This is a genomic window from Methylobacterium sp. WSM2598 (assembly GCF_000379105.1).
Taxonomy (GTDB): Bacteria; Pseudomonadota; Alphaproteobacteria; order Rhizobiales; family Beijerinckiaceae; genus Methylobacterium.
This window is the reverse complement of the sequence record NZ_KB900609.1, coordinates 2724213-2744363: the sequence shown is the minus strand read 5'-3', so window position 1 is coordinate 2744363 and position 20151 is coordinate 2724213. Positions and strand designations below refer to the sequence as shown.

At 72.8% G+C, this 20151-nt stretch carries 16 protein-coding genes and 1 tRNA gene; 11 read left to right on the top strand and 6 right to left on the bottom strand.

The window, feature by feature from the left end; all coding sequences use genetic code 11:
- Nucleotides 1-38: 38 nt before the first annotated feature.
- Nucleotides 39-1544, top strand: a complete 1506-nt coding sequence (locus tag MET2598_RS0112775; protein WP_012334898.1) for a phosphomannomutase/phosphoglucomutase — start codon at nt 39-41, stop codon at nt 1542-1544.
- Nucleotides 1545-1725: 181 nt separating this feature from the next.
- Nucleotides 1726-3162 carry a mannose-1-phosphate guanylyltransferase/mannose-6-phosphate isomerase gene (locus MET2598_RS0112770; protein WP_012334897.1) on the top strand — a complete coding sequence of 479 codons (1437 nt, stop codon included), beginning with the start codon at nt 1726-1728 and terminating at the stop codon, nt 3160-3162.
- Between the two features lie 618 nt (nt 3163-3780).
- On the opposite strand, the gene MET2598_RS0112760 is transcribed toward MET2598_RS0112770, so the two are convergent.
- Nucleotides 3781-3856 (bottom strand) — tRNA-Asn (locus MET2598_RS0112760).
- Between the two features lie 320 nt (nt 3857-4176).
- Here MET2598_RS0112760 and MET2598_RS0112755 point away from each other — a divergent pair.
- Together MET2598_RS0112755 and MET2598_RS0112750 are read left to right on the top strand one after the other, a co-directional pair.
- Entirely contained in the window at nt 4177-4734 is a 558-nt protein-coding gene (locus MET2598_RS0112755) for a MucR family transcriptional regulator (protein ID WP_018261092.1), read from the top strand.
- Between the two features lie 253 nt (nt 4735-4987).
- Nucleotides 4988-5368, top strand: a complete 381-nt coding sequence (locus MET2598_RS0112750) for a hypothetical protein (protein ID WP_012334895.1) — start codon at nt 4988-4990, stop codon at nt 5366-5368.
- Nucleotides 5369-5457: 89 nt separating this feature from the next.
- Here MET2598_RS0112750 and MET2598_RS0112745 read toward each other — a convergent pair whose 3' ends face one another.
- On the bottom strand, nt 5458-6147 hold the full coding sequence (locus tag MET2598_RS0112745; RefSeq protein ID WP_012334894.1) for a DUF4142 domain-containing protein: 690 nt from the start codon (nt 6145-6147) through the stop codon (nt 5458-5460).
- Nucleotides 6148-6370: 223 nt separating this feature from the next.
- Between MET2598_RS0112745 and MET2598_RS0112740 the strand changes: the two genes are divergently transcribed.
- Nucleotides 6371-6643 (top strand): hypothetical protein, encoded by a 273-nt coding sequence (locus tag MET2598_RS0112740; RefSeq protein ID WP_012334893.1) that lies wholly within the window; start codon nt 6371-6373, stop codon nt 6641-6643.
- Between the two features lie 378 nt (nt 6644-7021).
- On the top strand, nt 7022-7285 hold the full coding sequence (locus MET2598_RS0112735; protein ID WP_012334892.1) for a hypothetical protein: 264 nt from the start codon (nt 7022-7024) through the stop codon (nt 7283-7285).
- 3 nt (nt 7286-7288) lie between these two features.
- Here MET2598_RS0112735 and MET2598_RS0112730 read toward each other — a convergent pair whose 3' ends face one another.
- From MET2598_RS0112730 to MET2598_RS0112720, 3 genes are all read right to left on the bottom strand, one after another.
- Nucleotides 7289-8476 carry a DUF1501 domain-containing protein gene (locus MET2598_RS0112730; protein ID WP_018261090.1) on the bottom strand — a complete coding sequence of 396 codons (1188 nt, stop codon included), beginning with the start codon at nt 8474-8476 and terminating at the stop codon, nt 7289-7291.
- A 14-nt stretch (nt 8477-8490) separates the two neighbouring features.
- Entirely contained in the window at nt 8491-10014 is a 1524-nt protein-coding gene (locus MET2598_RS0112725; protein ID WP_018261089.1) for a DUF1800 domain-containing protein, read from the bottom strand.
- Between the two features lie 263 nt (nt 10015-10277).
- Nucleotides 10278-12011, bottom strand: coding sequence for an MFS transporter (locus tag MET2598_RS0112720; protein ID WP_012334889.1), 1734 nt, complete (start codon nt 12009-12011; stop codon nt 10278-10280).
- 871 nt (nt 12012-12882) lie between these two features.
- Between MET2598_RS0112720 and MET2598_RS0112715 the strand changes: the two genes are divergently transcribed.
- Nucleotides 12883-13896 (top strand): class I SAM-dependent methyltransferase, encoded by a 1014-nt coding sequence (locus tag MET2598_RS0112715; RefSeq protein ID WP_018261087.1) that lies wholly within the window; start codon nt 12883-12885, stop codon nt 13894-13896.
- A 69-nt stretch (nt 13897-13965) separates the two neighbouring features.
- On the opposite strand, the gene MET2598_RS0112710 is transcribed toward MET2598_RS0112715, so the two are convergent.
- Nucleotides 13966-15894, bottom strand: coding sequence for a putative bifunctional diguanylate cyclase/phosphodiesterase (locus tag MET2598_RS0112710; RefSeq protein WP_018261086.1), 1929 nt, complete (start codon nt 15892-15894; stop codon nt 13966-13968).
- 349 nt (nt 15895-16243) lie between these two features.
- On the opposite strand from MET2598_RS0112710, the gene MET2598_RS38105 reads away from it, so the two are divergent.
- The 4 genes from MET2598_RS38105 (at nt 16244) to MET2598_RS0112690 (ending at nt 19838) form a co-directional block, all read left to right on the top strand.
- Complete coding sequence (locus MET2598_RS38105; protein WP_051086510.1) at nt 16244-16879, top strand: hypothetical protein; 636 nt, start codon at nt 16244-16246, stop codon at nt 16877-16879.
- A 219-nt stretch (nt 16880-17098) separates the two neighbouring features.
- Nucleotides 17099-17920, top strand: a complete 822-nt coding sequence (locus MET2598_RS0112700) for a sensor histidine kinase (protein ID WP_018261085.1) — start codon at nt 17099-17101, stop codon at nt 17918-17920.
- An 18-nt stretch (nt 17921-17938) separates the two neighbouring features.
- Complete coding sequence (locus MET2598_RS0112695; protein ID WP_018261084.1) at nt 17939-19444, top strand: RAD55 family ATPase; 1506 nt, start codon at nt 17939-17941, stop codon at nt 19442-19444.
- 4 nt (nt 19445-19448) lie between these two features.
- Nucleotides 19449-19838 carry a response regulator gene (locus tag MET2598_RS0112690; RefSeq protein WP_012334883.1) on the top strand — a complete coding sequence of 130 codons (390 nt, stop codon included), beginning with the start codon at nt 19449-19451 and terminating at the stop codon, nt 19836-19838.
- The last annotated feature ends 313 nt before the right edge of the window (nt 19839-20151 follow it).

Below are 20151 nucleotides of genomic sequence, written 5' to 3'. Positions count from 1 at the left end.
GGCCCTCGGGCCCGCCCTTGAACGGCAGGATGAGAGTGATGACGTTTCCGAAGCCGCATGCATCGCTGGCCCCGAACAGCTTCGCGTTCGAGTCGCTTCCGCTCGTGGCCCCAACCGGCTTTCGCGAGTACGACGCGCGGTGGCTCTTTCCCAAGGACCTCAACCTCATGGGGGTGCAGGCGCTGGGGCTGGGCCTCGGGACGCTCATCCACGAGATGGGCGTGCGGCCCGACATCGTCACCGGCCACGATTTCCGCGCCTACTCGGCCTCGATCAAGCTCGCCCTCATCGCCGGCATGATGGCGGGGGGCTTGCGCGTGAAGGATATCGGGCTCGCCCTCTCGCCCATGGCCTATTTCGGGCAGTTCGCCCTCGATTGCCCCTGCGTGGCCATGGTCACGGCCTCCCACAACGACAATGGCTGGACCGGCGTGAAGATGGGCGCCGAGCGGCCCATGACCTTCGGCCCCGCCGAGATGGGCCGCCTGAAGGAGATCGTGCTGGCGGGCGCCTTCAAGTACCGCGACGGCGGCGCCTACGCCTTCGTGCCGGACTTCGCCGCCCGCTACCAGGCCGACCTGCTCTCGCGGACCAAGACGATCGGCCGCAAGCTCAAGGTCGTGGCCGCCTGCGGCAACGGCACGGCGGGCGCCTTCGCGCCGGCGGTGCTGGAGGCGCTCGGCTGCGAGGTCGTGCCCCTCGACACCGAGGCCGACGCGACCTTCCCGCGCTACAACCCCAACCCCGAGGACATGGCGATGCTGCACGCGATCGCCGACACGGTGCGCGAGACCGGCGCCGATGTGGGGCTGGGCTTCGACGGCGACGGCGACCGCTGCGGGGTGGTCGACAACGAGGGCCACGAGATCTTCGCCGACAAGGTCGGCGTGCTGCTCGCCCGCGACCTCTCGCAACTGCACCCGGGCGCGACCTTCGTCGTGGACGTCAAGTCGACGGGCCTGTTCGCCTCGGATCCGGAGCTGCGGGCGCGCGACGTCAAGGCGGATTACTGGAAGACCGGCCATTCCTACATCAAGCGGCGGGTGAACGAGCTGGGCGCGCTGGCCGGGTTCGAGAAGTCGGGACACTTCTTCTTCAACGCGCCGATCGGCCGCGGCTACGACGACGGGCTGATGACGGCGATCACGGTCATCGAGATGCTGGACCGCAATCCGGGCCGCAGCCTCGCCGACCTGTACCGGGCGCTGCCGAAGACCTGGGGCTCGCCGACGATGTCGCCGCACTGCGCCGACGAGGTGAAGTACGGGGTGGTCGAGAAGGTGACGGCCCGGGTGCGGGCCATGATGGAGCGCGGCGAGCCGATCGGGGGCGCGCGCATCACCGACCTCGTGACCGTGAACGGCGTGCGCGTGGTGACGGAGGACGGCACCTGGGGCCTGGTGCGGGCCTCGTCGAACAAGCCGGAACTCGTCGTCGTGGTGGAGAGCCCCGTCTCGGAGGCGCGCCTGCGCGCGATGTTCGAGGGCGTCGACGGGGTGCTGCGCGAGAATCCGGAGGTCGGCGCCTACAATCAGACCATCTGACGCCGCGTCCGGGCCCGCGCCGGCGGCGGTCTCGCGCGCCGGCGCGGGCCCGCATGCGGGCCGGCAGGTTCCTCGGCGCGCGCTTCCGACCTATGAAGGCCGCAAGCCCGCGAGACATCGACCCGTCGGCGCCCACCGCGCCGCGGGCCCTTCCCTTGATCGATACGGAGACGGTGACGCCATGACCACCCTCATCCATCCGGTGATCCTCTGCGGTGGATCGGGCACACGGCTGTGGCCCGCCTCCCGCGAGAGCCATCCCAAGCAGTTCATCCCCCTGGCCGAGGCCGAGCGCTCGTCCTTCCAGGCCACCGCCCTGCGCGTCGCCGACGGCGCGGTCTTCGCGCGGCCGACGGTCATCACCGCGCAGGACGCGCGCTTCATCGTCGGCGAGCAACTCGCCGCCGTCGGCCTCTCGGCCGAGATCCTGCTCGAGCCGCAGCGCCGGGATTCGGCCGCCGCCGTGGCGGTGGCGGCGCTCAGCGCCGCGCAGAGCGAGCCCGAGGCGCTGGTGCTGATCCTCGCGGCCGACCACGTGATCGGCGACACCCCGGCCTTCGTCGCCGCCGCCAAGGCCGCCGCCGTGGCGGCGCGGGCGGGCTACATCATGACCCTCGGCATCACGCCGACCGCGCCCGCCACCGCCTACGGCTACGTCCAGCCCGGCGAGAGGCTGCCCGGCGAGGCCGGGGCGCAGGGGGCCTGCCACGTGGCCCGCTTCCTGGAGAAGCCCGACGCGTCCCGGGCCGCCGGCCTGATCGCCGAGGGAGCCCTCTGGAACAGCGGCTACTTCCTGTTCCGGGCCGACGTGATGATCGAGGAGCTGCGCGCCCACGCCCCGGCCGTCCTGGAGGCCGCCGAGCAGGCCCTGGAGAAGGCCCGCCGCGACCTCGACTTCATCCGCCTCGACCCGGAGGCCTTCGGGCAGGCGCCGCAGATCTCGATCGACTACGCGGTGATGGAGCACACGGCCCGCTCGGGCGTGCTGCCGGTGCGCTTCCCCTGGTCGGACATCGGCACCTGGGGCGCCCTCTGGGACGTGTCGGAGCGGGACGCCTCCGGCAACGCCCTGCGCGGCCGCGTGGCGGTGCGCGACACCCGCAACAGCCTCGTGCACAGCCCCGAGGAGATCCTGACCACGGTGGTGGGCCTCGACGACGTCGTGGTGGTAGCGACCCCGGACGCGGTGCTGGTGACCTCCCGCGAGGCCGGCGCCGGGGTCAAGGCCCTGGTGGAGGATCTGCGGGCCAAGGGCGCGCCCGAGGCCGACGCGCATCGCCTGATGTACCGGCCCTGGGGCTCCTACCAGCGCATCGACATCGGCGACCGCTTCCAGGTGAAGCGGATCACCGTGAAGCCGGGCGGGCGCCTGTCGCTGCAGAAGCACTACCACAGGGCCGAGCACTGGATCGTGGTGCACGGCACCGCCGAGGTGACCGTGGACGACGCCGTGACCCTCGTCCACGAGAACGAGGCCATCTACCTGCCGATCGGCTGCGTCCATCGCCTCGTCAATCCGGGCAAGATCCCGCTCGAACTGATCGAGGTGCAGGTCGGCAGCTACACGGGCGAGGACGACATCATCCGCATCGAGGATGTCTACGGCCGCCAGAGCTGAGCGGCACGCGCGAAACCGGTCACCGGCCGGGCCGCGGACCGGATCACGCGCCCGCGCGGCGCGTGAGCGAGGCCCCCAGCCGCCATCCCGAAGGGATCTGGCGGATGGGGGATGAGAGGCCGAGCGGATCCGCCCACCATGCCGGTCCGCTCGGCACGAGACGTTGCGCGGCGTCGCGCGGCGGAGGGACAGCGCCGCCTGCCTGACCATCACCGGGACGGTGCTGATCCTCCGGCAGGGCGAGACGCTGGCCAGGATCGAGATCGCGCCGCCGCGCTGATCGGGCCCGCCCCCGCCCGGCTCCGCGCGGGTCCGACCTCGCCGCGGGCCCGCCGGGTCGCGGTGTCGCGCGGGCCTGCCTTGGTCCGCGCGTCGCTCTCCACGGGCTCGCCGGGTGCCGGACGCCCGGCCCGCGTCGTACGGCGTCCGACGGATTGCGTCGCAATATGCGGATGCCGGCGTCGCTCACGCGCCGCGCGGGCCTGTCATCCGCTGTCCGGGCGATCACGTGCGGACAGCGGATGACAGGCGCCCACATGGCCGGACGGGATCGACGCCTCGACCGGCGGCGCGGAGCGCCTGGCTGCGGATCGGGGGGATGCGGCGCGGAGAAAAGGATGGCTCCCCGAGCAGGACTCGAACCTGCGACAAGGCGATTAACAGTCGCCTGCTCTACCAGCTGAGCTATCGGGGATCACGCCGGGGCGCCTCTGTAGGCGAAACACGCGGCCCCGTCAAATCGATCCCGCGGTCGGAGCGCCCCATCCGCCCCGCCCCCCGGCCGCCGGGATGCCCCTGTACTCCTCCCACCCGGTCACCAATAACGGGTCGCGTCCGCCCGTCTTTGCCCCGCGCGGGGCCGGCGATTGACACGGAAACCTGTCCGAAGCCGCCAGCGATTTGGAACAGCCGTATCGCTCTGCTGCGCTCCGATGTGAATATGCGAGAATTCCTGTTGACGTTCCGCGACAAACACTACACTGCTGTGTCGGGCGCAAGCACAGGAACAGATTCATGAGCGAGACCGGGGCAGCAGCCATCGACCTCAGCGGCCTGACGAGCGATATCGTGTCGGCCTACGTGTCGAGGAACAGCGTTCCGAGCGCGGAGCTGCCGGCGCTGATCCGCAGCATCTACGACGCCCTCGTCAGTACGGGGAAGGCGCCGGCACCGAGCACCCAGGAGAGCGCGAAAGCGACGCCCGCGCAGATTCGCAAATCGATCAGCTGCGATCATCTCGTGAGCTTCGTCGACGGCAAACCTTACAAGTCCCTGAAGCGGCACCTGACGAAGCACGGGCTCACGCCGGAGGAGTACCGGGTCAAGTACGGTCTGCCGCGCGACTACCCCATGGTCGCCGAGAGCTACGCCAAGCAGCGCTCGGAACTCGCCCGCACCCTGGGCCTCGGCCAGATCCGGCGCGACCGCGCGGCCCGGGCGAAGGCCGAGGCGCCCGCGCCGGACCCGGTCGAGGCGCCGCAGGACGTCGCGCCCGCGAACCCGGATTCCGCCGCGGAGGCTTCGGGGAAGAAGCCCCGGCGCGCCCGCGCCGCCAAGGCGGCGGCCGAGTAGCACCCGGCGCGCGGCGGGTGCGCCGCGCCGCCGTCTCGGGCGCGTCCGAGACGGCGGGCCCGGGAGGCGGGACTGCACGCGGACCCCCCCGCGGCCCTGTATCCCCGCAGGCTCGACTGATCATCGGCCGCGCCGACCTTGATCTCTCCTCGGCAGGACTGGACCGGCCGCCCGCTTCCACCTTGACGGCCGCTGCGGCTTTGGCCGACAACGTGGTCGCCGCGATGCGGGGTGGCGGCGTCCGAGGGGGGCGATGCGCGCCGCGATCCTTCCGATCCTCGTCCTCTGGACGCATGGCGCCGCCGCGACCGAACCGCTGCCCGCGGTCGAGTCGCGCACGGATTACTCGGAATTCCGCATCGCCCTGGCGCTGCAGGGCTGGAAGCCCGACCGGCAGGCCAAGGCGCGCGAGAAATGCGTGAGCGGCCGGACCCGGATCTGCGAGACCTACGCCGAGACGATCAGCTGCCAGCGCACCACGCCCTCGCGCTGCCTCTTCCTCTGGAACAAGAACCAGACCCAGATCGAGATCGAGACCGTCGGCAGCAAGCCGCAGGTGATCAAGGTCGAGCAGATGCGCTGCCGCGCCGGCTGCCTGCCCGAGGAACCGTCCTGGCCCACGACCGACCGCTGAGGCGGGCCCGGCGAGGGCCGGGGGACCCATGGGGGACCCATGGGGGGCCGGATGGCCGGGCCGACGCCGGGGCGCCGGCCCGGAGCGGCTCAGCCCTGCGGGCCGCCCATCATCGCCTGCATCTGGGTGAGCTGCGCGATGTGCAGGCGGATCAGCGGCAGGGCGCCGCGGGCGATGCGGCGCAGGGCCGGATCCTCGCCGGCCTCGGCGTAGGAGCCGTGGATCGCGAAGGCCTCGCGGTGGCCCTGGAGGGAGGCGCCGACGAAGGCCGCGTCGTATTGCGGCCCGCCCTGCATGCCGGCGAGCTGCGCCTGGATGGCGGCCTTCTGGGCGTCGCTGGTCATCGGGGCGCCGGCCGCCCCGCCCGCGCCCGGCGCCCCGAGGACGCCCGCGGCCACGCCGGCCGCGGCCCCCGTCGCCGCGCCCGCCACCGCGAGCGGGGCCGCCACGAGGCCGCCGACGAGGCCGCCCGGCCCGGGCGGCGGACCGCCGGCCGCGACGGCGGCCCCGGCGCCACCCGTGTAGGCGTCGATCCGGTTGGCGAGGTTCACCTGCTCGACCACCTCGGCCCGGGCGAATTTCCTGACCCGCGGGTTGCCGGTCTTGGCGAAGGCGTCGCGGGCGGTGCTCTCCAGGAACAGGCCGCCCTTCGTCGCCATGGCCAGGTAGGCCCCCGTGGGGACGGCGCCCCCCGGGAGGGGCTGGGCGAGGGCGGTGCGGGTGACGGCGAGGGCGGCGGTCGCCGACAGCAGGCTGACCAGGACGTCGCGGCGGTGCATGGAACCTCCGGGATGGGGCGACGCTTCCGTGCTCCCAGCCGGTTGTCCGGGGCCGAGCGTTCGCCGACATAATCTTGCCGGGGTCGCGCCTGTTCCTCACATCGCGACGGCGATCCGGGCCGGGTGCCCGGATCTTGCATCGCGGTCGACCGGGCCGGAGGGGCCGGCTCGGCCCCGTGGCGGACCGGGAGCGGGCGCGCAGCAGAGCGGGAGACATGCGGCGATGAGGGATCGGACGTCGCCTTTCGCCCCGGTGGAGGAGCAGGTCCAGCGCGTGCTGGCGGCCTCCGTGGCGCTCGCCCAGCACTCGGTGCTGCTCGGCGTCGCGCTCCAGGCGGCGTGGCTCGACGCCTGGATGCGGGCCGTCCTGGAGGCGCAGGACGCCTGCCGCACCTGGCGGACGCAGCAGGAGCGGCGCACCCGCCTGGTGCGCCGCGGCGTCCCGGATCAGCTGGCCCGGCAGGGCCTGCGGCTGGTTCCGGGCGCGGGCCGGTGACGCGTCCCGCCGTTCCGCCGCCCGGCACCATGCGCCGAAGCGGTCGCGGGCTCGCCGGCAGGTAGGATGCGGGCGCAAGAGCCCGTGCGGGCAAGAGCCCGTGCGAGATTGCGGCCCGCCGCTCCGCACAGGTCCGGAACCGCGCGCGGCCGCCCGCTGTTGATCGCTGTTGACGGGAGCGAAAGGGCCTCGCCCTCCGGCGCGCCGCGTGCGACAGCGCACAGCGGCCGGCGCGTCCGGCGGTGTACCGAAATTCGAACGGACACGCTTGGCCCGCGGCAACCCTTCGGACCCTCGCGACTTATCTATGGCAGGAGCGCGGTGCGGCGGCGAAGCTGCCCGCCGCGCCGACACCCTCTCAGGAACAGGATGCCTCCCATGCGCGCGCTCCTCGGCGCCCGGCTGACCCTGCTCGCCGCCCTGATCGCCGGTGCGTGTCTCGGCGCCGGTCCGGGACTCGCGGCCCCCGCCGTCGACAAGGCGCCGAAGGCCCAGGGCCGCAGCGCGGCGGTGCGCGACGTGACCGTCACCGCGACCGCTCCCGAGGAGGGCGCGGACGACGCCACCTGCACGACCTCGCGCAAGCGCCTGTTCGTCGAGGGCGAGGGCTGGATCGTCCGCCGGGTCACGACCTGCCGCTGAGGGTCAGAGCAGGCCGAGATCGGCCGGCGCGACCCCCGCGAAGACCCGGCGCAGGGCGGCCTGGTCGAGCCCGTAGAGGCGGGCGAGCAGGCCCGCCAGCAGCGCCCGGTAATCGGTGAGCACCGGGTAGTCCCGGTTCTGGAACAGGTGCGCCTCGTCGGCCGGCACCTGCGGGCCGGCGATCCGCCCGCCCCGCACGGCGCCGCCCAGGACCCAGTAGACGCTGCCGTGGCCGTGATCGGTGCCGCGGTTGCCGTTCTCCCGGAAGGTGCGGCCGAATTCCGACAGCACCACGACCACCGTGCCGGCCCAGCCCGGGCCGATCTCCTGGGCGAAGCCCGCCAGCCCGCGCCCGAGCTCGCCGAGCCGGTCGGCGAGGTAGCCGCTCGCCCCACCCTGGTTCACGTGCGTGTCCCAGCCGCCGACATCGACGAAGCCGAGGGTGAACTGGTCGCGCATCAGCCGGCCGATGCGCCGCGCCGCCCGTTCGAAGCCCTTGGGCGAGACGGCGCCCCGGTCCGCCTGCATGGCGTGCTCCGAGACCGTCTGGTAGACGGCGTCGCGCACGCGGAAACCCTCCTCGACGGCGCCGGCGAGCGGGCTCTCCCGGTACATCGACGCGATCAGCCGCGCTTGGCGCTCGTCGATGCCGGGCTTGCCGACCTGGTGGATGGCGACGTTGGGCACCGGCTCGCCGCCCCGGAAGATCAGCGGCACCTGCTCCGCGAAGGCGACCGGCCGCGCCCGCGTCAGCTCGGCGGCGAGCCGGGCCATGAAGCCCGAAGTGTAGTCCCGCGCCGCCCCGGCCGCTTGGCCCATCTCGATCGTGTCCTGGGTCTCGAAATGGCTGCGCGTGACGTCGTCCGTGCCCGCGAAGGGCACGAAGGCGGCCTGCCCCCTGGCGAAGAGCGGCAGGATCGTGTCGCGCAGGGCCGGGTGCAGGCTCCACTCCGCGTCCAGGGGGAGCGCGGCGGCGGGATCCGCGGCGGAGGGCCGGGCGAGGGCGAGCGTCGGCCGGGCCCGGTAGTAGAAGTCGCTGCCGGTCGGGATCACCACGCCGGCGGCGTCGTAGGCCCCGCGCAGGAAGACGACGAGCAGGCGCGCATCGGCCCTCGGCGCCGCCCAGACCCGGCCGGCGACGGTCGCGGTTCCGAGGGCCAGGGCGGCGCGCAGGAGGTCGCGGCGGTGCATGGGCGGCTCCCGGCTCAGCGCATGAATTCGGGGGAGGACAGGAACAGGGTGTTCCACTCCTGGGGCGAGACGGCCCGGGCCAGCGCCGCGCGGGTCGGCTCGCCGAGCATCCCGGCGAGCGTCGAGAAGTAGAGGGCGTTCTGGACGAGGGGGAAGGCCGGCTCCTCGGTCGCGTCCGGGCCGGGCGGCCGGAACAGCCCGGCCGGGCCGGAGCCGATCTGGCGCGCGACCTCGAAGCGGGCGACGAGCTGGCCCGGCCCGTTCCAGGCCGCGGCCGCCAGCGGGTAGCCGTCCGGCGTCGAGCGGTTGAACAGGCCCTCGCCGAGGCGGGTGAGCCAGCCCTGGACGGGGCCGGTATTGAGGATCACCCGGGTGTCGTAGGCGAGGCGCAGGGCCGAGAGCACGTAGCGCATCGGGTCCTTGAAGGGCGCGGCCGCGCGGGTGAGGTCGGGCGACTCGGCCAGGGCCGCGACCGTCGCGGCGATGTCGCCCCGCGTCCGGACGAACACGGCGGCGAGGCGCTCCACCAGGGCGTCGGGCGGCTCCGCCCCGGTCAGGGCGGCGGCGAGCATCCGCGAGACGTGGCGGGCCGTCGCCGGCTGAGCCGCCAGGAGGTCGAGGGCCTCCTCCACCTCGGCGAAGCCGCGGCCCCGGATGGTGTGGCCGAGCAGGACCTTGTCGCCGTAATCGTGCCGCGCCGGGTTGAAGATGAACACTCCGTCCCGGATCAGGTCGGCGCGGCGCTCGGGCGGCAGCTTCGGGTCCTCGGGGCGCGCGTCGAGGCCGATTCCGGTGAGGATGCGGGCGAGGGCCTCCACGTCCGCCTGCGTGTAGCCGGAGCCGACGCCCATCGTGTGGAGTTCCATCAGCTCGCGCGCGTAGTTCTCGTTGAGGCGGCCGGCGGCGTTCTCGGCATTGTCGAGGTAGCGCAGCATGGCCGGGTGGCGCAGCGTCACCCCGAGGAGGTCGCGGAAGCGGCCGAGGGCGTGGGGGCGGATCGCGGCGTCGACGTAGTCGCCCACCATGGCGCGCAGGTTCGCCTTGCCCTGGTGGACGTTGAAGCGGTTGAACCAGATCCAGGTCAGCCGCTCGCGCAGCTGGTCCGGGCTGGAGAGGGCGCGCAGCAGCGTCGCCGCGACGGCGTCGCGCAGGGCCGCGTTCAGCGCCTCCTGGTAGGCCTGCAGCGCCGCCTTGCGGGCCTCTGGGTCCGGCAGGGCGCCCGCCGCCCTCTGCTGCGCGTCGAGGGCGACGATCCGCTCGCGCAGCGGCTGCCGCGGGGTGAGGGCCTCGACCTGCGCCTGGGCGGCCGGCGGCAGCCGGGGCTCCGCCCGAGGGTGCAGCTGCGCGGCGAGCCAGCGGGCCCGGCCGAGGGCGCGCAGCTCCGCGAAGCCGGACGGGGTCACGCCCCAGGTGAGCGCGTTGAGGAAGGCCGCGTCCTCGTCCGGGGAGGCGGCGCGCGCGGGCGCCGCCCCGGCGAGGAGGAGGAGAGCGACGCAGAGGCCCGCCGCGACCCGGTTCCGCTGCCCCGCCCGCACCATGGCCATCCTCCGCGCGGCCGGCCGCCCGGGGGCGGCCCGAGATCCTGACCCTGAGGCAAAGAACGGTCACATTGCGGCATCCGGCGGCCGCGATCCTCACGATCCCGTGTGCGCGGGGACGGCCCCGCGCCGGACGCGGCGGCGTTCCGTCGGCCGACGGGGCGGAGGAACCGGGCCTCCCCCCGATCCCCGGCCGCCGCGGCGCAGGGCAACGACGAGAGCCCCGCCCCCTCGGGGGGCGGGGCTCTCCGCGCCGGGGCGCGTCAGGCCAGGATGTCGCGGTCCTTGGTCTCGGGCACGAACAGGAGGCCGATGACGAAGGTCATCATGGCGATCACGATCGGGTACCAGAGGCCGTAATAGATGTCGCCGGTCTGGGCCACCATGGCGAAGGCGGTGGCGGGCAGGAGGCCGCCGAACCAGCCGTTGCCGATGTGGTAGGGCAGGGACATCGAGGTGTAGCGGATCCGGGTCGGGAACAGCTCGACCAGGGCGGCGGCGATCGGGCCGTAGACCATCGTCACGTAGAGGACGAGGACGGTCAGCACCGCCACCACGGTCAGCTTCTGGCCCGAGAAGATGTCGACCGGGTGCTGGGCCCTCACGATCTCGGGGTTGTTGGCGCCCGGATAGCCCGCCTCCGCGAGGGCGGCCGGCACTGCCTTGGCGAAGGCCGGGTCGCTCACCGCGAAGGACTTGCCGGCCACGGTCACGCTGGTGGGCGTGCCCGCCGGCACCGCCTCGGTCCGGTAGTTCACCGCGTTGCGGGCGAGCAGCGCCTTGGCGACGTCGCATTCCTTGGTGAACTTGGCCGTGCCGACCGGGTTGAACTGGAACGAGCACTCGTCCGGGTTCGTCCTGACCACGACCTCGACGCTGGATTGCGCCGCGTAGAGCTTCGGGTTGGCGTTGGCGGTCAGCACCTTGAAGAGCGGGAAGTAGGTCATCGCCGCGATCAGGCAGCCGCCCAGGATGATCGGCTTGCGGCCGACCCGGTCGGACAGCGCGCCGAAGAACAGGAAGCCGCCGGTGCCCAGGACCAGCGACCAGGCGATCAGCACGTTCGCCGTGTACTGGTCGACCTTGAGGATGCTCTGGAGGAAGAAGAGGGCGTAGAACTGGCCGGTGTACCAGACTACGGCCTGGCCGGCGGTGAGGCCGAGCAGGGCGAGGAGCGCCCACTTGGCGTTGCGCCACTGGCCGAACGCCTCCGAGAGCGGGGCCTTCGAGTGGGTGCCCTCCTCCTTCATCTTCTTGAAGGCGGGGCTCTCCTGCATCTGCAGGCGGATCCAGACCGAGATGGCGAGCAGCACCACCGAGACCAGGAAGGGAATGCGCCAGCCCCAGACCTGGAAGGCGGTGAGCGTCGTCGTGGTGCCGTCCGGGTTCTGCGTCACGGTCGGCGGGTAGGCCGCGTTCACGTAGCCCTGGGTCGACAGGATGATGATCAGCGAGAGCAGCAGCCCGAGCGTCGCCGTCGTCTGGATGAAGGAGGTGTAGAAGCCGCGCCGGTTGCGGGGCGCGTGCTCGGCCACGTAGACGGCCGCGCCCCCGTACTCGCCGCCGAGCGCCAGGCCCTGCAGCATGCGCAGGGCGAGCAGCGTCACCGGGGCGAGCCAGCCGATGCCGTAGGCGGCGAGCGCGCCGTAGGAGGGCAGGAGGCCGACGCAGAAGGTCGACAGGCCCATGATCAGGATGGTGATGAGGAAGGTGTGCTTGCGCCCGACCATGTCGCCGAGCCGCCCGAACACCAGGGCGCCGAAAGGCCGCACCAGGAAGCCCGCCGCGAAGGCGAGCAGCGCGAAGATGTTGCGCGTCGCCTCCGGGTAGGCGGAGAAGAACTGCGCGCCGATCACCGCGGCGAGCGAGCCGTAGAGATAGAAATCGTACCACTCGAAGACGGTGCCGAGGGACGAAGCCAGGATGACCCGCTTCTCCTCCCGGCTCATCGGACGGGCGGCATCGACCGCCTGACCGACCGCGGTTGCTGTTGCCATGGGGGCGTTCCTCTGTCGTGCGAGCCGCCTGTCCGCCGGGGCGCCTGCGCGTCCCGCCGGGCGGCTCTGTCGCCGCGCGATCTCGATCCGAGCGGGCGCGGTCGGGGCCGGTGCGCTCCGGCCTCCGCTGCGCGTCCCGTCACGGCCGCAGCCTTAGGGTTAGCCCGGCCGGGGACCGAACCCAATGCTCCGTTCGTCGTCAGACTTTCGGATCATCCGGCGGCTCGCGGGGCGAACCGGGCGGCTCGCGGGGCGAACCGGGCGGCTCGCGGGGCGAACCGGGCGGCTCGCGGGGCGAACCCGGCAGTGCCGGGGATCCGCCGCGGTCCGAGCGCCGGAGGGAGAGACGATCCTCCGCCCGGCAAGCATTCCGGCAATCCGGCGCCCGGCTCTCTGCTCCGCGCGACTTTCCGATCGTGGCGGACCGCCGGCCCACTCCTCCGCGCCGAGCTTCCGGCCCCGATTCTCAGCTCGCCGGAATCCCGTATCACAGGTTGTATTTTGTGACTTTGAGCTGAATTTTGCGCCTCGATCAGTTCCAATGTCCAGGCTATTCGCACGTTATTTGTGACGCGATCGGTCAACATTCGATCGCAGATCGTTTCACTCCGTTTCTGAATTTTATGTCTCGGCAACATTTCCGGCCAGGATTTATGCCCGCTTTTCACAGGCCGTTAACCATTCGAATTGGTGCGTTCCGATTAAACGCCCGTTAACTTTCCTCCGTCGGCGGATGCGGGGGCGGTCCTGCCGACGAGGACAGCACGACGCGGGATTTGATCGCATGAGCCGCACATCCTCCTCAGCCTGGCGGGATACAACCCGGACGACGCGGAAGACGTCGCGGGCTCCGGCCGCGTCGATCGCCGCGGTGGCGCCGGGACGGGCCGCCCCGTCGGGCTCCGCCTCCCACCGGCTGCCGGTCCGATCGCGGGAACGGCACGACGCCGACGTCGCGCGCGACGTGAGGCGCGCCCTCGACCAAGTCCACGCCATCGCGCTGGCGGACGGCTACGATCCCTTCATCGCCGAGCTCATCGACTTCCTCGGCGTGATGCGGGATTCCTTCCGCGACGGGACGTGGCGGGAGGCGGTCGTGCCGGCGGCGCGCGGCCACGGGGTGGCGGCCCTCGTGCACGAGGACCCGTTCACCCGTCACTCCTTCGCCCGGCCGCGGGGCTATCCGGGCGATGCGGGGCTGCTCGACTTCGTCTACCGGCATCCGGCCGCGCGCGCCGCGGAGGAGGCCGCCACGGCGGGCGGGCGGGCCGTGATGGCCCACACGGTCAACGTCACGGCCTGCGAGGCGGTGCGCCAGCGCCGGGAGATCCTGGCGGGGCGGATCGACGAGGCCGCCCGCCGCCGCCCGGGGGCGGAGGTGCTGGCCATCGCCTGCGGCCACCTGCGGGAGGCGGAGAGCAGCCTCGCCCTGCGGGAGGGGCGCATCGGCCGCCTCGTCGCCACCGACCAGGATCCGGTCAGCCTGGGGACCGTCGCGGGTTACCGGGAGACCGTCTCGGCGGCGATCGAGACCCGCCCGCTCAGCGTGCGCCAGGTCCTGGCCGCCCGGCACGATCTCGGCCTCTTCGACCTCGTCTACGCGGCGGGCCTCTACGATTACCTGGAGGAGCGGCTCGCGGCGCGGCTCACCCGCGCCCTGTTCGCGCGGCTCAGGCCCGGCGGGCGGCTGCTGGTGCCGAACTTCCGCACCGGGGTCCGGGAGGAGGCCTACATGGAGGCCTACATGGACTGGCACCTCCTCTACCGCTCCCGGGCGGAGATCGAGGCCTTCGCCTCCGAGATCCCTCCCGAGGAGGTCGCGCAATTCCGCTACTTCGAGGACGAGAGCGGCCTGATCGGCTACCTGGAGATCGAGCGCCGCTGAGCGGCCCGGCCGGCGGCGCGCGAGGCGCGCCGCCCGCGCGAGGCGCGCCGCCCGCGCCAGGCGCGCCGCTCAGCCGGCGGACGACGCCAGCCGTCCGCCCTTGGCCGCCAGCATCCGCAGCGCCTCCGCCGACATCGGCCGGTTGAAGTAGTAGCCCTGGAGCAGGGCCACCCCGTACTGCTTCAGGAGCTCGACCTGGTCGGCCGTCTCGACGCCCTCGACCACGATCCGCTGCCCGGAATTCTGCACCAGCGTCACGATGTCCTTGAGCATCTTGGCGCCGCGGGGCGTGTCGCTGGCCTGGACGAAGAGCCTGTCGACCTTGATCGTGTCGAAGCTGATCCGGCTGATGCAGGACAGGCCGGCGAAGCCGGTGCCGAAATCGTCGAGCCAGATCTGCACGCCGAGCCGCGAGAGCGCGCCGATCGCCTCGGCGACGCGGGAATCGGTGTCGATCTCCAGCCCCTCGGTGATCTCGACGGCGAGGCGGGCCGGCGCGACGCCGGTCTCGCGCAGCAGGGCCGCGACCGTCTCGACGAAGTCGGGGCGGCCGAGCTGCACCGCCGAGACGTTCACGCTGACCATCGGGATCGCCTCGGTCGCGGCGAGCTGGCGGCAGGCCTCCCGGAACGCGAAGGCGCCGAGCTCCACGATCGCCCCGGTCCGCTCGGCCACCGGGATGAAGGTCGCGGGCGAGAGCGCGGTGCCGTCCGGGGCGGTGAGCCGCATCAGGGCCTCGGCCGCCAGGATCCGGCCGGCCGACACGTCCCAGATCGGCTGGAAGACCAGCGACACCCGCCCCCGCTCCACCGCGGTGCGCACCGCCTCGGCGACGCTGTCCTGGCTGCTGACGCGGTCGAACAGCCGGCCGTCGAACAGCTTCACGCAGTTGCGGTTGCTGTCCTTGGCGAGCAGCAGGGCGCGCTCGGCGGCGGTGACGATGCGCTCCGGCTTGTCGGCCGCGATCCCCCGGCAGAAGGCCGCCCCGATGCTGGCCGTCACGGCGGCGAGGTGGTCCATCCGCGCCTCGTGAGGGATCGCCAGCGCCTCCACCTCCCGCCGCACCTCCTCGGCGACGGCGGCGACCGCCTCCGGCTCCTCGCAGCGCAGGAGCAGGATGAAGTCCTCGCCCCCGAAGCGGCCGATCCGCCCGCCGTGCCGCCTCGCCACGGCCGCCATGGCGCGCGCCATCGAGACCAGGCCGGCATCGCCCCGCTGGTGACCGTAATAGTCGTTGAACATCCGGAAATAGTCGATGTCGATGAGGACCACCCCGAAGGCCGCGCCCCCCTCCCGCCATGCCTTCCACAGGCTGTGCAGCTCCTGGTCGATGGCCCGCCGGTTGGCGAGACCCGTGAGCGCGTCGGTCGTCGACAGTTTCAGCAGTTCCTCGCCGCGCTCCGCCGCCTGCCGCTGGCGTATCTCCGCCCGCATCGCGTTGAGGAACACGCGATAACGCTCCAGGTTCAATTTCCAGTTGATAAAGATCGTCAGAACGAAGCTCAGGACGTAGAGCGACCCGATCGCGGCATAATAGTGGAACGGGAAATCGAAACACAGAAAGGCCGAGACGAAGAAGATCAGAGTGATCAGGCCGGAGGTGAGCAGCGCGACTCGGAAGCGAAAGTTGAAGAACAGATTGGCCACCATCATGAAGACGGTGCCGTAGGCAAGATAGTAGGAAACGTTGGCGCTGTGGTCGCTGAAGAAGGTCAGCAGCAACCAGGATGCGTAGCCGACGACGACGCCGAGGGCGCATTGCAGCTCGATCAGGCGGGCGTCGACGTCGCGCCTGATCTGCAGGCCGATGCAGGCGATGTAGACGGTGCCGATGGCGAGCCGCAGCAGGACTGCGTACACGATCACGTCGCCGATCAGGATCGCGTCCGTGATCGAGAACAGGATGTAGAGCGCGCCGACGAACCAGATCGCGCTGCGCGCATCCTGCCGCTGCGCCTGCCGCTGCTGCGCCTCGTACAGCCGCTTGAGCACGCTCATCCGTCGATCGCTCCAAGTCTTTGCGATCTCTGCATCGAGCAACTTGGCGAAGTCTGCTTGCATTGCGTGACCCATCATCGCCTGCACGATAGCAGTGCCGATCTCCGAAACCGTTAACGATCGAGCGACAAGCTTTGCATCTTGGCTCGACCTCTGACGCGAGGGCAGGTGCACGGGCCCGCGGGCGCGAGAGCGAGAACGAGAGCTTGCGAATTCTGCGCGCCGGAGGAGGCGGGGCGGGGATCCGCCGGGGCATTACGCACTCTGCCACGGCTGGCGCGGCTGCCGGGCGGGAACGACCATGCGGCATGTGCGATTGACGAGCGGATGTGAGCGGGAGCGTGGGATCATGCGTCGTGACCTGATCGGCCTCGGGCTCGCCGCCCTGGCGGGTCTCCTCGCCGGGCCCGCCGCGGCGCGGCCCTCCGCCCCGATCCAGGGTGCCGGCTACGGACCTCCGCAGCGGTCCGCCTACGGACCGCCGCAGCGGTCCGCCTACGGACCGCCGCAGCGGTCCGCCTACGGACCGCCCCGGGGGGGCGCCTACGGGCCTGCGGCGTCGCCGCGCGCGCCGCGGCATGACGGCCGGGCCGGACACCGCCGCGGCCGCTTCGCGGCCGACCCCTACGGTTTCGCGGGCGGCGTGGTGGCCGGCGGCGAGGCCGTTCCGCCCATCGTCACGGAGGGGCCGCTCCTCACCCTGCCACGGCCCGCCGAACTCGTGCCGACCGCCTGGGGCTACGGCACCTACGGCGTTCCCACGGTGGCGGGCATTCCGAGCCCGCCGCGGGCCGAGCCGGTCGTCTACGTCATCGACGGGGTCGGGGCGGCGCGACCGCGGGCCGGCGAGCCCGGTGCGGCCGGGCCGGCCGTCTATCGCCGCGCCCGGGACGGGTCCTGGCTGGCGGCCGGGACGGTCGAGCGCCCCGCGGCCCGGCGCGTGGGCGGCGCCCGCGTGGTGGAGATCGCGGTGCCGCGGCGCTGAGCGGAACCGCCCCACGCAATCGGCCGAACTCGGCGCCGCACCCGGCGCCCGACACGGGCCTCCTGCCGGGCCTCCTGGCCGGACGTCGCCGACCCGGCCCGGGACCTGTCTGCGCTCCGTGCAGCCTCTAGATACGGTCCGGCTCCGGGGCGGTCCTCTCCGGCGCCGGGATCCGGACCCCGTGCCCGTCCGCAGGGACCCCGTTCGCGGGGAGATCCGATGAGCGAGCCGGAGACCCGGCGAGGCGGCGTCCGGCGCGACGCCGCGCCGCCCGAACCCGGGACCGACCTCACCGGCCCCCTCCTGGCCGAGACGGCGGCCCTGCGCCGCGAGGTTGCGGCCCTGCAGGCGGCCCTGCACGAGCGCGACGCGTTCCTGGCGGCCATGGCGCACGAGCTGCGCAACCCGATGACCCCGATCCTCGGCCAGGTCGAGCGCCTGCGGGACGCGGCCGAGGACGAGGCGGCGGGGCCGCGCCTCGCTCAAGGCTTGTCCCGCCTGCACTGGCTCGTGGAGCGCTACGTGCGGCGGGCGACGACGATCCTCGACGTCTCGCGCGCCCAGGCCGGGCGCCTCGTCCTCGATCCCGCCCCGGTGGTCCTCGCCGAGGTGGTGCGCGAGGTGGCGCGGGGCGTCGAGCCCCTCGCGGCCCATGCGGGGAGCCGCCTCACGGTGGCGGTGCCGGAGGAGCTCGTCCTGCGCTGCGAGCGGGTCGCCCTCGACCAGATCCTCGACAACCTCGTCACGAACGCGATCAAGTACGGGGATTCCAAGCCGGTCGCGATCGAGGCCGAGCGGATCGGGGCGCGGGCGGCGATCCGCGTCCGCGACGAGGGGCACGGCATCCCGCCGGCCGACCAGGAGCGGATCTTCGAGCGCTTCGAGCGGGCGGCGCTGCCGGATCCCGAGCTGCGCAGCGGCTTCGGGGTCGGGCTCTGGCTGGTGCGCCGCCTCGCCGAGGCGATGGAGGGGAGCGTGAGCGTGCGGAGCGGGGCTGGTGAAGGCGCGACCTTCACGGTAACTCTCCCCCTCTATCTCTAGACGGATACCGAGACCACGATGACCGGGGCGGGTGCGAGCACGACGCGGGTCGGCGGCTACGGCGGGCTGGAGCGCGTCCCGACGGGGATCGCCGGGCTCGACGCGATCCTGGGCGGCGGCCTGTTCGAGGGCGGCGTCTACATCGTCCAGGGCACGCCGGGCAGCGGCAAGACCATCCTGGCCAACCAAGTCTGCTTCACCCACGCGGCGGCGGGCGGCAGGCGGGCGCTCTACGTGACCCTCCTGGCCGAGAGTCACGCCCGGATGCTCGGGCACATCGCGCCCCTGGGCTTCTTCGATTCCGGCGCCATCCCCGACCGCCTGACCTACCTGTCGGCCTTCCGCACCCTGCAGGACGAGGGCCTGTCCGGGCTCCTGACGCTGCTGCGCCGGGAGGCGGCCGGGCGGGAGGCGAGCCTGATCGTCCTCGACGGCGTGATGGCGGCGGAGGAAACCGCGGATTCGGCCATCGAATTCAAGAAGTTCATCCACGAATTGCAGACCCAGGCGGCGGCCACCGGCGCCACGATCCTGCTGCTCACCAGCGCGGCCACGGGCGCCGAGATGGTGGCGGCCGAGCACACGATGGTGGACGGGCTGATCGAGTTGTCGAGCCGCCCCTACGGCCGCCGGTCCGAGCGGGACCTCGAGGTGCGCAAGTTCCGCGGCAGCGGATTCCTGCGCGGGCGCCACGTCTTCCGCATCACGGATGCGGGGGTGGCGGTCTATCCCCGCACCGAGGCCCGCCTGCGCGAGCCGAGCCGGCGCGACCACCTGCGCGGGCCCAAGGTTCCGCTCGGCGTACCCGCCCTCGACGGGATGCTCGACGGCGGCCTGCCGCTCCACTCGACGACGCTCCTGGCGGGCCCCTCCGGCATCGGCAAGACCACGTTGGGCCTGCAATTCCTGGGGTCCGGGGCGGAGCCGGGCCTCCTCGTGGGCTTCCACGAGAGCGCGGAATCGCTCAAGGCCAAGGCGGAAGCCCTCGGGCTGGCCGCGGCGGCGGCGATCGCCGCCGGGGAGGTCGGGCTGATGTGGCAGCCGGCGACCGAGGGACTGATCGACGAGGTCTGCGACCAGCTCCTCGCGACCGTGCGGAACCGCGGCGTGCGGCGCGTGTTCCTCGACGGACTCGACGCGATGAGCCGTCTGGCCGAGGACGGGGACCGGATCATCCGCATCGTCGCCGCCCTGACGGCGGAGCTGCGGGCCCTCAACGTGACCAGCATCGTCACGATGGAGACCGATCTCACCGGGCTCGCCGCCGGCTTCCCGCTCAGCGGCGTGTCGCTCAGGGGGGCCTCCGCCATCACCGAGAACATCCTGCTCATGCGCTTCGTCGAGCAGCGCTCCGCGCTCCACCGCATGGTGTCGGTGATCAAGGCACGGGACAGCGCCATCGACCAGCGCCTGCGCTGCTTCGCCATCCGGGCCGGCGGCCTCGTCGTCGAGGACGGACCCGACCGCGCCGAGGCCATCCTGGCCGAGCTCCAGTCCCCCGCGGGACGGCGCGGCGGGGAGTGAGCGCGTGGCGACGGTGCTCATCGTGGACGACGAGTTCGGCATCGCCGAGCTCCTGGATTCGGTTCTCACGGATGAGGGTCACACGGTGCTCACCGCGGCCAACGGCCGCCACGGCCTCGCGCGCCTCGCCGAGGCGCGGCCCGACCTGATCCTCCTCGACTTCATGATGCCGGTGATGGACGGGCCGGCGATGCTGCGGGCGCTCGCCGAGGACGCCGCCACGGCCCGCATCCCGGTCGTGCTGATGAGCTCGATGCCCGAGACCGCCGTGCGGGAGCGCTGCCGCGGCTACACCGCCTTCCTGCGCAAGCCCTTCCGGCTCAAGGAGGCGCGCGCGGCGGTGGCGGCGGCCCTGGCGGGGGCGGGGGGAGACCCGCCCGGCCGCGACGGTTAAGGTCCCGCCCCGCTTCCGGCGGCGGGCAGGGCCGGCGTCCCGCCCGGACCCTGCGCCGGGATCGGCGCGCGGAGGATCCGACGGCGCCACGGCCGCGCTTTCCACAGCGCCACCTCACGCGCGCGTGAGAACCCGCGCGTGAGCCCCCCGCGCGTTAGACCTTTGCGGGCTCGGCGGATATGGTTCCCTCGGAACATACCCCCGGGGAGCTTAGCCATGGAGCCGGAAGGCAGCGCCGCGCGGCAGGACGGGGACGGGATCGCCGCGGCGGAACCGGCCCTGTTCGCGCGGCGGACCGCGGCGGAGGGCGGGG

Excerpts from the sequence above, each read along its gene's own strand:
- MET2598_RS0112720 (WP_012334889.1), bottom strand. The coding sequence starts at position 12,011 with ATGGCAACAGCAACCGCGGTCGGTCAGGCGGTCGATGCCGCCCGTCCG.
- MET2598_RS0112710 (WP_018261086.1), bottom strand. The coding sequence starts at position 15,894 with ATGAGCGTGCTCAAGCGGCTGTACGAGGCGCAGCAGCGGCAGGCGCAG.
- MET2598_RS0112740 (WP_012334893.1), top strand. The coding sequence starts at position 6,371 with ATGAGGGATCGGACGTCGCCTTTCGCCCCGGTGGAGGAGCAGGTCCAG.
- MET2598_RS0112755 (WP_018261092.1), top strand. The coding sequence starts at position 4,177 with ATGAGCGAGACCGGGGCAGCAGCCATCGACCTCAGCGGCCTGACGAGC.
- MET2598_RS0112770 (WP_012334897.1), top strand. The coding sequence starts at position 1,726 with ATGACCACCCTCATCCATCCGGTGATCCTCTGCGGTGGATCGGGCACA.
- MET2598_RS0112695 (WP_018261084.1), top strand. The coding sequence starts at position 17,939 with ATGACCGGGGCGGGTGCGAGCACGACGCGGGTCGGCGGCTACGGCGGG.
- MET2598_RS38105 (WP_051086510.1), top strand. The coding sequence starts at position 16,244 with ATGCGTCGTGACCTGATCGGCCTCGGGCTCGCCGCCCTGGCGGGTCTC.
- MET2598_RS0112745 (WP_012334894.1), bottom strand. The coding sequence starts at position 6,147 with ATGCACCGCCGCGACGTCCTGGTCAGCCTGCTGTCGGCGACCGCCGCC.
- MET2598_RS0112725 (WP_018261089.1), bottom strand. The coding sequence starts at position 10,014 with ATGGTGCGGGCGGGGCAGCGGAACCGGGTCGCGGCGGGCCTCTGCGTC.
- MET2598_RS0112750 (WP_012334895.1), top strand. The coding sequence starts at position 4,988 with ATGCGCGCCGCGATCCTTCCGATCCTCGTCCTCTGGACGCATGGCGCC.
- MET2598_RS0112775 (WP_012334898.1), top strand. The coding sequence starts at position 39 with ATGACGTTTCCGAAGCCGCATGCATCGCTGGCCCCGAACAGCTTCGCG.
- MET2598_RS0112730 (WP_018261090.1), bottom strand. The coding sequence starts at position 8,476 with ATGCACCGCCGCGACCTCCTGCGCGCCGCCCTGGCCCTCGGAACCGCG.
- MET2598_RS0112735 (WP_012334892.1), top strand. The coding sequence starts at position 7,022 with ATGCGCGCGCTCCTCGGCGCCCGGCTGACCCTGCTCGCCGCCCTGATC.
- MET2598_RS0112700 (WP_018261085.1), top strand. The coding sequence starts at position 17,099 with ATGAGCGAGCCGGAGACCCGGCGAGGCGGCGTCCGGCGCGACGCCGCG.